Consider the following 13,410-nt stretch of genomic DNA (forward strand, 5'->3'; position numbering starts at 1 on the left):
GGCGAGCCTGTCAACCGGGTCTTTTCAAAAAACCCTCGAAGAAACAAGCACTTCTGCCACTCATCACCGCCTGCAACGTTGCCCGTCGCCGGCAGCGGATGCGTACTTTACGGATTCTCCGGGGGTGGCGCAAGCCCTGCGGAGGAAAAAGTTTCAGGGGCGTGTCGGCGCCATGAAGCCGCGATGACAACCACCCCCACGCCAGACTATCCACAGCCGGTCTCGACCAGCACCCGTTGTGGATAGATCGCTGCTTCCGCCAGAGACACGAACGCCCGCACGGAGCGGGCGTTCATCGACGTCGGGCGCGACGCCGTCAGGTGATGGTCACTCGGGCATAGCGCTTCTTGCCGGCCTGGATGACATAGCTGCGCCCGCCGTCGAGCATGTGGTCCCGGGCCACCACCTGGCCATCCACCTTGACCCGACCGTTGCCGAGCATGTCCTTGGCCTGGGCACTGTTCTTGGTCAGCCCGGCCCGGTTGAGCACCGCGGCGATGGGCGCCTGGGCGTTGCCCTCGAAGTCGACCTCCACCTCCGGCAGGTCCTCCGGCAGCTCGCCCTCGGCCAGCTGGTTGCCGGCACTGCGATGAGCCGTGGCCGCGGCCTCTTCGCCGTGGTAGCGGGCGATGAGCTCCCGGGCCAGTTCCATCTTGATGTCGCGGGGATTGGCGCCGCCCTCGACGTCGCGCTTCAGGGCATCGATCTCCTCGTTGCTCTTAAGGGACAGCAACTCGTAGTAGCGCCACATCAGGCTGTCGGGCATGGACACCAGCTTGTTGAACATGGTGCCAGGCGCCTCGTCGACGCCCACGTAATTGCCGAGCGACTTGGACATCTTCTGCACGCCATCGAGGCCCTCGAGCAGCGGCATGGTGATGACCACCTGGGATTCCTGGCCAAAATGCTTCTGGATCTCGCGCCCCATCAGCAGGTTGAACTTCTGGTCGGTACCGCCCAGCTCGACATCGGCCTCCAGGGCCACGGAGTCGTAGCCCTGGACCAGCGGGTAGAGGAACTCGTGGATGGAGATGGCCTGGCCGGACCTGTAGCGCTTCTCGAAGTCGTCGCGCTCCAGCATGCGGGCAACAGTGCTCTGGCCGGCCAGCTCGATCATGTCGGCGGCACTCATCGCGGCGAACCACTCGGCGTTGAAGCGCACCTCGGTCTTGTCGCGATCGAGGATCTTGAACACCTGCTCCTTGTAGGTCTCGGCATTGGCCTTGACCTCGGCCTCGGTGAGCGGCTTGCGGGTGACGTTCTTGCCGGTGGGGTCGCCGATGCGCCCGGTGAAGTCGCCGATCAGGAAGATCACCTCGTGGCCGAGATCCTGGAACTGGCGCATCTTGGTGAGCAGCACGCTGTGCCCCAGGTGCAGGTCGGGGGCGGTGGGGTCAAAGCCCGCCTTGATGCGCAGCTTGCGGCCGGAGGCCAGTTTCTTCTCCAGCTCGTCTTCGAGCAGGATCTCGTGGGTACCACGCTTGAGCAACGCTAGCGCGTCGGCGACATCGGACATGCTCTCCTCTCCACTCGACAGGGCGGCCCGTGTTCGGGGCGGCGATGGACTTTGGCAATGGCAGAGAATGTTATCATGCCAGCCATCGACGGTTGAGCCCTTCCCGGGAGTCCCCCATGCCCCTGTATATCGGCCTGATGTCCGGCACCAGCCTGGATGGCATCGATGCCGCCCTGGTCGACATCGCCGCAGACACCCCGCCATGCCTGGTGGCCACCCACGGTGCGGCGATGCCGGCCGAGCTTCGCGACGCCCTGTGGCAGCTGTGCCATGCCGAGCGCGTGAGTTTCGCCGAGCTCGCCGCTGCCGAGCAGACTTTCTGCGCGCTGCAAGCCGAGGCAGTGGCGGGCCTGCTGGCTGCCAGCGGCACTGACGCCTCGGCGATCGCCGCCATCGGCAGCCATGGCCAGACCATCGAGCATGCCCCCTGGGGGCATGGCGAGGGGCCGGCCTATACCCTGCAGCTCGACAACCCCAGCCGGCTGGCCGAGCTCACCGGCTGCCGGGTGGTCGCCGACTTCCGTCGCCGGGATCTGGCCGCGGGCGGTCAGGCCGCGCCGCTGGCACCGGCGTTCCATGAGGCGCTGTTCCGGTCTGCCGATGAGTGGCGCCTGGTGCTCAACCTGGGTGGCTTCGCCAACCTGACCCTGCTGCCCCCGGCCGGCGACGAGCGCCCGCCCCTGGGCTTCGATACCGGGCCAGCCAACGCCCTGCTGGACGCCTGGCATGGGCGCCATCGGGGCGGGCGCTTCGACGAGGGTGGAGCCTGGGCGGCCTCGGGCCGGGTCGACGAGGCGCTGCTCGAGCGCCTGCTCGGCGAACCCTTCTTCCACCGCCCGCCGCCGCGCAGCACCGGGCGGGAGGTATTCCACCTGGACTGGCTGACGGCGCGACTGTCGGGCGGGGAAGCGCCGGCGGACGTCCAGGCGACCCTCGCCGAACTGACTGCCGCCAGCGTGGCCCTGGGCATCGAGATGGCGCGAGAATCGCTGGCGGCGCCCCCCGCCGGGCGACTGATCCCGTGCGGCGGCGGGGCCCACAACCCCGACCTGCTGGCCCGCCTGGCGCGCCGCCTCCCCGAGACGCCCCTGGAGGACAGCCGCGACCTGGGCTGGCCCGCCGACTGGCTGGAGGCCGCGGCCTTCGCCTGGCTGGCCTGGCGCCGCCTCGAGGGGCTGCCGGGCAACCTGCCCTCGGTCACCGGCGCCGCCGGGCCACGCGTGCTGGGGGGCGTCTACGCCCCCTGAGCGACCGCTCCCTGCCTAGTAATCGTCCTCGCCGCGCAGCGACAGATGGCTGGCCGCCTCCTTGGCCTCGGCCAGCCCCTCGCCCCGCTCGTCGCCGTACTTGATCATCATGCGCAGGTCGTTGGCCGAGTCGGCGTGGACCAGCGCCACCTCCTCGGTGATGCGTCCCTGCTTGAAGAGGTCATAGAGGGCCTGGTCGAAGGTCTGCATGCCCTGGTCCCGGGAACGGGCCATGATGTTCTTGACCTCGGACACCTCGGCCTTGCGGATCAGGTCGCCGATCAGCGGCGACTTGAGCATGAGCTCGATGGCCGGGCAGCGCCCACCATCCATCGTGGGCAGCAGCTGCTGGGCGACGATGGCGCGCAGGTTCAGCGACAGGTCGAGCCAGACCTGCTCATGCCGCTCGTGGGGGAAGAAGTGGATGATCCGGTCCAGTGCCTGGTTGGCGTTGTTGGCGTGCAGGGTCGCCAGGCAGAGATGGCCGGTCTCGGCGAAGGTCAGGGCATGCTCCATGGTCTCCCGCGTACGGATCTCGCCGATCAGGATGACGTCCGGGGCCTGGCGCAGGGTGTTCTTGAGCGCCACCTCGTAGGACTCGGTGTCGATGCCCACCTCGCGCTGGTTGATGATCGCCTTGCGGTGCGGGTGCACGTACTCGATGGGATCCTCGACGCTGATGATGTGGCCACCGATGGTCTCGTTGCGCTGCTGGATCATCGAGGCCAGGGTGGTCGACTTGCCGGTGCCGGTGCCACCAACCACGAACACCAGGCCGCGCTTGTGGTTGGCCAGATCGCCGAGCACCGTGGGCAGCGACAGTTCCTCCAGGTGCGGAATCTCGAAGGCGATGCGGCGGATCACCATGGCCGGCTGGTTGCGCTGCTGGAAGGCGCTGACCCGGAAACGGCCCCGCCCCTCCAGGCTGAGCGCGAAGTTGGCCTCGTGCTCGTTGATGAAACGCTGGCGAGGCACCTCCGGCATCGAGGCCGTCACCAGCTCGGTGACCTGGGCGATGCTCAGCCCCTGGTCGCCCATGGGCGTCAGCTTGCCGGCCATCTTCAGGGTCGGCGGCGCCGCCACGGAGATCAACAGGTCCGAGGCATCCTTCTCGATCATGATGTCCAGCAGCTGGTACAGCCATTCTTTTGCGGTCATGTCAGGACTCCTTGCCGGTCACCCGCTTCAGCTCGCCAAGACGGCCTTGGCCTTGGCCTGGGCCTCTTCCCGGGCCACCACGTTGTCGGCCACCAGGCGCGCCAGGGAGGCATCGAGGGTCTGCATGCCCAGGTTCCCGCCGGTCTGGATTGCCGAGTAGATCTGCGCCACCTTGTCCTCGCGGATCAGGTTGCGCACCGCGGCAGTGGCGATGAGGATCTCGTGGGCCGCGACCCGGCCGCCGCCCTGGCGCTTGAGCAGCGCCTGGGAGATCACCGCCTGCAGCGACTCGGAGAGCATCGAGCGCACCATGGCCTTCTCGTCGCCGGGGAAGACGTCGATGATCCGGTCGATGGTCTTGGCCGCCGAGGTGGTGTGCAGGGTGCCGAACACCAGGTGGCCGGTCTCGGCCGCGGTCAGCGCCAGCCGAATGGTCTCCAGGTCGCGCATCTCGCCGACCAGGATGACATCGGGGTCCTCGCGCAGGGCACTGCGCAAGGCAGGGGCGAAACCGTGGGTGTCGCGGTGCACCTCGCGCTGGTTGACCAGGCAGCGCTTGCTGCGATGGACGAACTCCACCGGGTCCTCGATGGTCAGGATGTGCTCGAAGCGGTTCTAGTTGACGTAGTCGATCATCGCCGCCAGCGTGGTGCTCTTGCCCGAGCCGGTGGGGCCGGTCACCAGCACCAGCCCCCGAGGCAGCATGGACAGGCGGCGGAAGACGTCGCCCATGCCCAGATCCGCCATGGTCCACACTTCGGAAGGAATGGTACGAAACACCGCGCCGGCGCCACGCGCCTGGTTGAAGACGTTGACACGGAAGCGCGAGACGCCCGGGACCTCGAAGGAGAAGTCGGTCTCCCAGAACTCCTCGAAATCCCGGCGCTGGCGATCGGCCAGGATGTCGTAGATCAGCTTGCGGACCTCGCGGTCCTCCATGGCCGGCACATTGAGCCGGCGAATATCGCCATCGACACGGATCATCGGCGGCAGACCCGCCGACAGATGCAGGTCCGAGGCGTTCTGCTTTGCCGAGAATGCCAGCAGTTCGGTAATATCCATGCGTTTCCCCTGCTCCCGGGATAAGGTGTTCTTAGTATGACAGACCTCGCGACATGACGGATCTGGTACTTTCCGATTCCTTGACCGCGGCCCGCCGCCGCCTCGAGGCGGCGCTGGCCGATGCCGGCCGTGCCCCCGACGCGGCGCGGCTGCTGGCGGTCAGCAAGACCAAGCCCGCCGCCCTGATCCGCGAGGCCTGGCGGCTCGGCCAGCGCGAGTTCGGCGAGAACTACGTCCAGGAGGCCCTGGACAAGCAGGCCGAGCTCGCCGACCTGGACGACATCGTCTGGCATTTCATCGGCCCCCTGCAGTCCAACAAGAGCCGAGACGTGGCCGCCCATTTCGCCTGGGTACATAGCGTAGACCGCGAGAAGATCGCCCGGCGTCTCAACGATCAACGCCCGGCGGGCATGGCGCCGCTGAATGTCTGCCTGCAGGTCAACATCAGCGGCGAGGCCTCGAAGTCCGGGGTCACCCTCGCGGCCCTGCCCTCGCTGGCCGAGGCCGTGCTGGCGATGCCCCGGCTCTCGCTGCGCGGACTGATGGCGATCCCGGCCCCGGCCCAGACCCCGACGGCCCAGCGCGCGCCCTTCGCCCGGCTGCGCGAGGCCCTGGAGGCACTACGCGCGCGCTTCCCGGACGCCGAGCTCGATACCCTCTCGATGGGCATGAGCGGCGACCTGGAGGCCGCGGTGCAGGAAGGCGCCACCCTGGTACGACTCGGTACGGCCATCTTCGGCGAACGCCGTCGGCCTGATACCAACGACTGATAGCCCACGACGCCGCCGGCCCGCCGGCGGCTCCACTCGTCGACCCAGACAGGACAACACCATGGCAAGCCAAGTCACCTTCATCGGCGCCGGCAACATGGCCAGCGCCATCATCGGCGGGATGATCGACAGCGGGTATCCCCGCGAGGCCATCACCGCCACCTCGCCCAGCGACGACATGCTCGCTCCGGTCCGCGAGAAGCTCGGCATCCACACCGAGACCGACAACGCCGCCGCGGTGGCGAATGCGGACGTGGTGGTGCTGGCGGTCAAGCCGCAGATCATGCACGACGTGTGCAGCGCCATGCGCGACGCCGTACAGGCCCGCAAGCCGCTGATCCTCTCGGTGGCGGCCGGTCTGCCCGCGGAGACCCTGGAGAGCTGGCTCGGCGGGGAACTTGCCGTGGTGCGCTGCATGCCCAACACTCCCTCGCTGGTCGGCGCCGGGGCCGCCGGCCTGTATGCCAACCCGCGGGTCAGTGAGGCCCAACGCCGCCTGGCCACCGAGCTGCTCGAGGCCGTGGGCCTGGTCGAGTGGGTCGAGGAGGAGGCCCTGCTGGAGGCCGTGACCGCCGTTTCCGGCAGCGCCCCGGCGTATTTCTTCCTGATGTTCGAGGCCATGGAAGAGGCCGGCGCCAGGCTCGGCCTGCCCGCGGACACCGCCCGGCGACTGGCCATGCAGACCGCCTTCGGCGCCGCGCGCATGGCGATGGCCAGCGACAAGCCGCCCGGCGAGCTCAAGCGCAACGTGATGTCGCCGGGCGGCACCACCGAGCGCGCCATCGAGCACCTGGAAGACGCTGGCCTGCGGGACATCATGCAGCAGGCCATGACCGCCTGCGCCGAGCGCGCCCGGGAGATGGCCGAGGAACTCGGCAAGCGCTGAGCCGGCAAGCATACACGCGACATGGAGGAGCCCTGATGGGCAGTCAACTGGGAAATGCCGGCCTCTTGCTGGTCAACACCCTCGTCAATATCTACCTGTTCCTGCTGATGCTGCGCTTCCTGCTGCAGGCGTCACGGGCGGACTACTACAACCCCATCAGCCAGTCGGTGGTGAAGATCACCCAGCCGGCGGTACGCCCCTTCCAGAGCTTTCTGGGGCCGGTGATGGGGCGTTTCGACCTGGCCACCCTGGCCTGCGGCTTCGTCATCAAGCTGGTGGCCATCATCGCCATCCTGCAGATCGCCGGCTACGGCATGGCCCCGGTGGACGACCTGGCCATCGGGGCCGTGGCGGCGCTGGCCAACGCCATCCTCAAGATCTACTTCTTCGCGCTGATCGTGATGATCATCCTCAGCTGGGTGGCGCCCCGTGCCAGCCATCCGGGGGCCATCCTGGTCATGCAGCTGGTGGAGCCGATCATGGCCCCGGTGCGGCGGGTGATCCCCCCGCTCGGCATGCTCGACCTCTCGCCCATCGTGGTGTTCATCGCCATCAGTCTCATCGATGGTATCGTGGTGGGCTCGCTGATCCGTGCCGCCGGTATCGTCGGCGCCCTGGTCGGCCTCTAAGACAACGCCACCACAACGACTGGACACGACACGCCCGATGACCGAGCTTCCCCGCGATTCGGTCGGCCTGGTGTCGCCCGAGACGGCGCACTTCGACGACCCGCTTGCCCTGGCCTGCGGCAGGACGCTGCAGGCCTATGACCTGGTCTATGAGACCTACGGCACCCTCAATGCCGAGCGCAGCAACGCCATCCTGATCTGTCACGCCCTGTCCGGGCACCACCACGCCGCGGGCTACCACTCGCGGGATGAGCGCAAGCCCGGCTGGTGGGACGCCCACATCGGCCCCGGCAAGTCCATCGACACCGACCGCTTCTTCGTCGTCTCGGCGAACAATCTCGGCGGCTGCCATGGCAGCACCGGCCCCACCAGCCTCAACCCCGAGACCGACGAGGCCTGGGGGCCCGACTTCCCGATGATGACGGTGAGCGACTGGGTACACAGCCAGGCTCGGCTGGCCGACCGCCTGGGCATCGAGCGCTTCGCCGCGGTGGTCGGCGGCAGCCTGGGCGGCATGCAGGTGCTGCAGTGGACGCTGAGCTACCCCGAGCGCATCGCCAACGCCGTGGTGATCGCCGCGACGCCCAAGCTCTCGGCCCAGAACATCGCCTTCAACGAGGTGGCCCGCCAGGCCATCCGCTCCGACCCGGACTACTTCGATGGCCACTACGCCGACCACGGCGCCCTGCCCCGACGCGGCCTCAAGCTGGCCCGCATGGTGGGCCACATCACCTACCTGTCGGAAGACGCCATGGGCAGCAAGTTTGGCCGCGACCTGCGCAGCGAGGACCTCAACTTCGGTTATGACGTGGAGTTCCAGGTGGAGTCCTACCTGCGCTACCAGGGCGATACCTTCTCGACGTCCTTCGATGCCAACACCTACCTGCTGATGACCAAGGCACTGGACTACTTCGACCCGGCCGCGGCCCACGGCGGCGACCTGGCGGCGGCCGTGGCACCGGCCGACTGTCCCTTCCTGGTGGTCAGCTTTTCCACCGACTGGCGCTTCCCGCCGTGGCGTTCCAAGGAACTGGTCAACGCCCTGATCCGTGCCGGCAAGTCGGTCAGCTACGCCAATATCGACTCGCCCCACGGTCACGATGCCTTCCTGCTGCCCGAACCGCGCTACCAGGCGGTGTTCGCCGCCTTCATGCAGCGCGTGGCCCGCGACCAGGGACTGGAGGACCGCCCATGATGCGCGCCGACCTGAAACGGATCCACGGCTGGGTGCCCGAGGGCGCCCGGGTGCTCGACCTGGGCTGCGGTGATGGCACCCTGCTGGCCGCGCTGGCCCGCGACAAGGGCGTCACCGGCTACGGGCTGGAGATCGACCCCGAGGGCATCACCGCCTGCCTGGCCCGCGGCGTCAACGTCATCGAGCAGAACCTCGACGAGGGCCTGGCCAACTTCGAGGACGATGCCTGTGACCTGGTGGTGATGACTCAGGCCCTGCAGGCCCTGCGCCGCCCCGACCGCATGCTCGACGAGATGCTGCGGGTCGCCGGGGAGTGCATCATCACCTTCCCCAACTTCGCCTACTGGCGGCACCGCGCCTATCTGGGTCTGCGCGGCTACATGCCGGTCTCCAAGTCGCTGCCCCATGCCTGGTACGACACGCCCAACATCCACCTGTCGACGTTCAACGACTTTGAACACCTGTGCCGGGACAAGGGTCTGATAATCGTCGACCGGGCAGTGGGCATCGGCGACCATGAGGGGCACTGGACCTCGCGGTGGTGGCCTAACCTGTTCGGCGAGATCGCCATCTTCCGGGTCGCCCGCCACCCGGGCTGAGCCGGGGATGACGCACGAGGACCGATTTCGCGACAGGAGGGCAGACGGCATGACGATTCGACAGACCCTGGGTGCGATGGCCACCAGCCTGCTGCTGGCCGTGCCCCTGGCCCAGGCCCAGCAGTTCGAGCAGGTCGGCGACTACCAGATCCACTACAACGCCCTGAACACCAGCTTCCTCGCCCCCGAGGTGGCAGCGGCGGCGGGTATCCAGCGCAGTCGCGTCACCGGGATGCTCAACGTCAGCGTGCTGCAGGAGCAAAGCGAGGGCGCGCCGCGCTCGGTGAACGCCCGGGTCGACGGCCAGGTCAGCGGCCTCACCGGCCAGCCGCTGTCGCTGCGCTTCCGGACCGTGCGGGATGGCGACAGCATCTACCATATCGCCACCTTCCGCATCCACGAGGGCGAGCCGATGCGCTTCGAACTCGAGGTGGCCCCCGACCGCAATGCCGCCCCGGTCGATGTGAGCTTCATCCAGCGCTTCTATATCGACCGTTAGTGGCCTGAGCTAGCCCGGGAAGCGTCGCTCGAGATCGACCGGCAGGGCCTCGCCGAGCGCGACGCCCCGGGGGCGACCGTGCTCCCGGTCGAAGCGGCAGGCCCGCGCCAGCACCTCCACGCCCTGGGCGGCGACCCGCCGCAGCGCCTCGGCATAGGCCGGGTCCAGGTGACTCGCGGGGGCCACGTCGCCGATGCCCTCGTGAGCCACGCAGAACAGCAGCACGGCGCGCTGCCCCGCGGCGGCGAGCCCCGCCAGCGTCTCGAGGTGCCGGCGCCCCCGCGCGCTGACCGCGTCGGGGAAATAGCCGTGGCCATCCGCCTCGCGCAGGGTCACCTGCTTGACCTCGACATAGGCCGCCGCGCCGTCCGCGTCTCCCAGCCGGAAATCCAGTCGGGCGCGATGGGCGCCCCCGATCCGGGCCTCGCGCTTCAGCGGGCCCAGGCCCGCCAGTTCCCCGATATCCCCGGCCTCAAGCGCCTCCTCGACGATGCGGTTGGTCCGTCCGGTGTGCACCGAGGCCAGCGCCCTGGCGCCCTCCGGCTGCGGCAGTTCGATCAGCTCCCAGGTCCAGGCCAGCTTGCGCCGGGGATTGTCGCTGGGCGACAGCCATACCCGGCAGCCCGGGACGTCGACCGCGCGCATGGAGCCGGTATTGGGGCAGTGGGCGAGCACCTCGCGCCCGTCGTCGAGCCGCACGTCGGCCAGGAAGCGCTTGTAGCGCCGCAGCAGGGTGCCGGGCACCAGCGCCGGATAGCGCATCAGCCGCCCTCCTGCCGGGCCAGGAAGCGTCCGAGGCGCGCCACCGCCTCCTCCAGCCGGGCGATGTCGGTGGTGAAGGCGATGCGCACATGGTGCTCGCCGCCGTGCACGGCGAAGTCGGTGCCCGGGGTGATGGCAACGTTCTCCTCCTCCAGCAGGCGCCGGCAGAAGGCCTCGCTGTCGCGGCTGTAGCGGGCGATGTCGAGCCACAGGTAGAAGGCCCCCTGGGGCGGCAGGTCCGGCGCCAGCCCGAGGCCCGCCAGGCCGGCGAGCAGGGCGTCGCGGCGACGCTGTAGCTCGCCGCGGCGCGCCTCCAGCAGCTCACGGCACTCGGGACTGAAGGCCGCCAGGGCGGCATGCTGGGCCGGCGTGGGGGCGGCCAGGAAGACGTTCTGGGCCAGCCGGGTAAGCGGCTCGACGGCCGCCTCGGGGGCCACCAGCCAGCCCAGGCGCCAGCCGGTCATGCCGAAGTACTTGGAGAAGCTGTTGACCACGAAGGCCTCGGGCGCGACGGCGGCGGCCGAGAGCGGCGCCAGCTCGTAGCAGAGCCCCTGGTAGATCTCGTCGACCAGCAGCGCCCCGCCGCGGCCCGCCACGGTCTCGGCCACCGCCGCGAGTCCCGCCGCGTCGAGCATGTGGCCGGTGGGGTTGGAGGGCGAGGCCAGCATCGCCAGCCGCGTGGCCTCGCCCCAGTGGCGGGCCACCAGCTCGGCGTCCAGCTGCCAGCCGCTCGCTGGCCCCACCGGCACGACGTCGACCTCGGCCCCGGCCAGCGCCATGAAGTGGCGATTGCAGGGATAGGTGGGATCGGCCATCAGCACCCGGTCACCGGCCTCCACCAGCAGCTGGCTGGCCAGCAACAGGGCCCCGGAGGCCCCGGGGGTGACCAGGATTCGCTGTGGGTCGACCTCGGCACCGAAATGGCGGGCGTAGTGCCCGGCGATGGCCTCGCGCAGGGCCGGCAGTCCGGCGGCCGGAGTGTAGCGGGTCTGGCCCCGGGCCAGCGCCTGCTGGCCCGCCGCCAGCACCGGCGCGGGGGTGGGGAAGTCCGGCTCGCCCACTTCCAGGTGAATGACGTCATGACCCGCGGCCTCCCGGGCCTGGGCGCTTTCCAGCAGGCTCATCACGCGGAAGGGAGCGACGGCATCGAGGCGCGAACTCCAGGGCATGGGGGTCTCCTTGCACGGTGCGGCCGGCCCGTCGACGACACGCCGGCGTGGCGGGCATCTTTCTGGCCTGCCATAGTCAAACTTTGCATGTTACGACTTTTGGAGTGCCGACGCAGTCCTCACTCAGGGAGGTGTTGCAAAGCCCGAGTTTTTTCGCTAAACAAGCATCCCTTTGGCGTGAGATACCTTAGCACCGCGGCGGGTATTGATCAGCAGTCACTCAAGTAACGAGGCAGTCCCATGCCAGTAGCAGAAAAGAAGATGGAAGCGCCCAAGAAATTCACCCCGTACGAGCCGGCTCCGGGTGAAGAGTACATGAACGAGAAGCAGCTCGAGCACTTCCGACAGATCCTGCTGGGCTGGAAACAGGAACTGATGGAGGAAGTGGACCGCACGGTGCGCCACCTGCAGGAGGAGGCGAACAACTACGCCGATCCGGCCGACCGGGCGACCCAGGAGGAGGGCTTCAGCCTCGAACTGCGCACCCGCGACCGTGAGCGCAAGCTGCTGAAGAAGATCAACGAGACCATCGAAAAGATCGACGAGGACGACTACGGCTTCTGCGACGCCTGTGGCGTCGAGATCGGCATCCGCCGCCTCGAGGCCCGTCCCACCGCGACCCTGTGCGTCGACTGCAAGACCCTGGCCGAGCTCAAGGAGAAGCAGCTCGGCGGCTGAGGTCTCGCGCCGAGGCCAGCCTCTCGACGGGCACCCCCGGGTGCCCGTTCGCTTGTTCGTCCTCTCGCCCCGGAGCCGTCCATGAACGCCTACCGCGGCCGCTTCGCCCCGACGCCCTCGGGGCCCCTGCACTTCGGCTCGCTGATCGCGGCCCTGGCCAGCTTCCTCGACGCCCGCCACCGCAACGGTCACTGGGGGGTCCGCATCGAGGACATCGATCCGCCGCGCTGTCCTTCCGGCGCCGCCGACACCATCCTGCGCCAGCTGGAGGCCTTCGGCCTGCATTGGGACGGCCCGGTGACCTGGCAGCACGACCGTGATGCCGCCTATGCGGCGGCTCTGGCGCACCTCGAAGCCAAGGGCCTGGCCTATCCCTGCAGCTGCTCGCGCAAGCAGTGGCGGGATTACCCGATCTACCCCGGCTGGTGCCGCAGGGGCGTCCGCGAGCCCGGCAAGCCGGTGGCCTGGCGGCTGCGCAGCGACCTGGGACTGCGCCCGGTGATCTGGCAGGACCGGCTGTTCGGCCGCCAGAGTTTCGACCCGGCCACACTCGGCGACGTGGTGCTCAAGCGCAAGGACGGCCTCTGGGCCTACCAGCTGGCCGTGGTGGTGGACGACGCCGACCAGGGCATCAGCGACGTGGTGCGCGGCGCCGACCTGCTCGACAACACCCCCTGGCAGCGCCAGCTGCAGGAGGCCCTGGGACTGCCGGTGCCCCGCTACCTGCACCTGCCGTTGATCCTCGGTGGCGATGGCCAGAAGCTGTCGAAGCAGAACATGGCCCCCGCCCTGCCGGAAGCGGACGCCGCCGTGCGCCCCCTGCTGCACCGCGCCCTGGACGTCCTGGACCAGGCCCCGCCCGCCGAGCTGGCCATCGCCCCGGTGGCGGAGCAACTCGACTGGGCCATCGCCCGCTGGGAGCCGGAGCGCCTGCGTGCCGAGTTCGAGCGCCGCCTGCCGGATGATGCCGCCACGCCCTGAGGAGAGGCCCTTGTACGTCTATCGCATCATGCTGTTCCTGGTCTTCGGCGGCTACCTGCTCTCGCCGCTGCTGATGAGCGGCTGGGGCAGCCCCGGGGTCGCCTGGTACCGCCCCTTCGTCATCTGGGGGGTACTGATCGCGCTGACCCTGTGGCTGGAACAGAAACGCAAGCTCGACGAGCGGCGCTAGTGGCCTGTTTCGGAGCTTCGTTGAAGAGATGCCGAGCGCTTCGGGCCGTCTGGCCAGGCGCCGCGACGC

Annotated in this window: 15 protein-coding genes and 1 pseudogene; 11 read left to right on the plus strand and 5 right to left on the minus strand. The window is 68.9% G+C overall.

Annotated features, from left to right (window positions below):
* On the plus strand, positions 1-187 hold a 187-nt coding region (locus EKG36_RS20605), incomplete at its 5' end, for a hypothetical protein (RefSeq protein ID WP_221766050.1).
* A gap of 129 nt (positions 188-316) precedes the next feature.
* On the opposite strand, the gene tyrS is transcribed toward EKG36_RS20605, so the two are convergent.
* Entirely contained in the window at positions 317-1,516 is a 1,200-nt protein-coding gene (gene tyrS, locus EKG36_RS05040; RefSeq protein WP_126481687.1) for a tyrosine--tRNA ligase, read from the minus strand.
* A gap of 116 nt (positions 1,517-1,632) precedes the next feature.
* On the opposite strand from tyrS, the gene EKG36_RS05045 reads away from it, so the two are divergent.
* Entirely contained in the window at positions 1,633-2,763 is a 1,131-nt protein-coding gene (locus tag EKG36_RS05045; protein ID WP_126481689.1) for an anhydro-N-acetylmuramic acid kinase, read from the plus strand.
* A 15-nt stretch (positions 2,764-2,778) separates the two neighbouring features.
* Here the strand turns inward: EKG36_RS05045 and EKG36_RS05050 are convergent, their stop codons facing one another.
* Positions 2,779-3,921 (minus strand): PilT/PilU family type 4a pilus ATPase, encoded by a 1,143-nt coding sequence (locus EKG36_RS05050; protein WP_126481691.1) that lies wholly within the window; start codon positions 3,919-3,921, stop codon positions 2,779-2,781.
* A gap of 27 nt (positions 3,922-3,948) precedes the next feature.
* A pseudogene (locus EKG36_RS05055) lies at positions 3,949-4,983 on the minus strand (type IV pilus twitching motility protein PilT).
* A gap of 53 nt (positions 4,984-5,036) precedes the next feature.
* Between EKG36_RS05055 and EKG36_RS05060 the strand changes: the two are divergent.
* The 6 genes from EKG36_RS05060 to EKG36_RS05085 all read left to right on the plus strand — a co-directional run bounded on the left by EKG36_RS05060 (position 5,037) and on the right by EKG36_RS05085 (position 9,561).
* Positions 5,037-5,753 carry a YggS family pyridoxal phosphate-dependent enzyme gene (locus EKG36_RS05060; RefSeq protein ID WP_126481693.1) on the plus strand — a complete coding sequence of 239 codons (717 nt, stop codon included), beginning with the start codon at positions 5,037-5,039 and terminating at the stop codon, positions 5,751-5,753.
* 61 nt (positions 5,754-5,814) lie between these two features.
* Positions 5,815-6,639 carry a pyrroline-5-carboxylate reductase gene (gene proC / locus EKG36_RS05065; RefSeq protein ID WP_126481695.1) on the plus strand — a complete coding sequence of 275 codons (825 nt, stop codon included), beginning with the start codon at positions 5,815-5,817 and terminating at the stop codon, positions 6,637-6,639.
* Between the two features lie 35 nt (positions 6,640-6,674).
* Complete coding sequence (locus EKG36_RS05070) at positions 6,675-7,268, plus strand: YggT family protein (RefSeq protein ID WP_126481697.1); 594 nt, start codon at positions 6,675-6,677, stop codon at positions 7,266-7,268.
* A 37-nt stretch (positions 7,269-7,305) separates the two neighbouring features.
* Entirely contained in the window at positions 7,306-8,463 is a 1,158-nt protein-coding gene (gene metX / locus EKG36_RS05075) for a homoserine O-succinyltransferase MetX (protein ID WP_126481699.1), read from the plus strand.
* Entirely contained in the window at positions 8,463-9,062 is a 600-nt protein-coding gene (gene metW, locus EKG36_RS05080) for a methionine biosynthesis protein MetW (protein WP_126482173.1), read from the plus strand. The genes metX and metW overlap by 1 nt, the downstream gene beginning before the upstream one ends.
* 49 nt (positions 9,063-9,111) lie before the next feature.
* The gene (locus EKG36_RS05085; RefSeq protein ID WP_246007438.1) at positions 9,112-9,561 is read left to right on the plus strand and encodes a DUF4426 domain-containing protein; all 450 of its coding nucleotides are present in this window, start codon (positions 9,112-9,114) and stop codon (positions 9,559-9,561) included.
* A gap of 9 nt (positions 9,562-9,570) precedes the next feature.
* Here the strand turns inward: EKG36_RS05085 and sfsA are convergent, their stop codons facing one another.
* Complete coding sequence (sfsA, locus tag EKG36_RS05090; RefSeq protein WP_126481701.1) at positions 9,571-10,323, minus strand: DNA/RNA nuclease SfsA; 753 nt, start codon at positions 10,321-10,323, stop codon at positions 9,571-9,573.
* Complete coding sequence (locus EKG36_RS05095) at positions 10,323-11,492, minus strand: pyridoxal phosphate-dependent aminotransferase (RefSeq protein ID WP_126481703.1); 1,170 nt, start codon at positions 11,490-11,492, stop codon at positions 10,323-10,325. Before EKG36_RS05095 ends, sfsA begins: the two co-directional genes overlap by 1 nt.
* A gap of 240 nt (positions 11,493-11,732) precedes the next feature.
* On the opposite strand from EKG36_RS05095, the gene dksA reads away from it, so the two are divergent.
* The 3 genes from dksA (at position 11,733) to EKG36_RS05110 (ending at position 13,341) form a co-directional block, all read left to right on the plus strand.
* Positions 11,733-12,170: an RNA polymerase-binding protein DksA gene (dksA, locus tag EKG36_RS05100; protein ID WP_126481705.1), complete on the plus strand. Its 438-nt coding sequence runs from the start codon at positions 11,733-11,735 to the stop codon at positions 12,168-12,170.
* Between the two features lie 81 nt (positions 12,171-12,251).
* Entirely contained in the window at positions 12,252-13,151 is a 900-nt protein-coding gene (gene gluQRS, locus EKG36_RS05105; protein ID WP_126481707.1) for a tRNA glutamyl-Q(34) synthetase GluQRS, read from the plus strand.
* 10 nt (positions 13,152-13,161) lie between these two features.
* Positions 13,162-13,341: a hypothetical protein gene (locus tag EKG36_RS05110; protein WP_126481709.1), complete on the plus strand. Its 180-nt coding sequence runs from the start codon at positions 13,162-13,164 to the stop codon at positions 13,339-13,341.
* Positions 13,342-13,410 lie beyond the last annotated feature (69 nt).

Origin of the sequence: Halomonas nitroreducens, assembly GCF_003966155.1 — a bacterium.
GTDB lineage: Bacteria > Pseudomonadota > Gammaproteobacteria > Pseudomonadales > Halomonadaceae > Halomonas > Halomonas nitroreducens.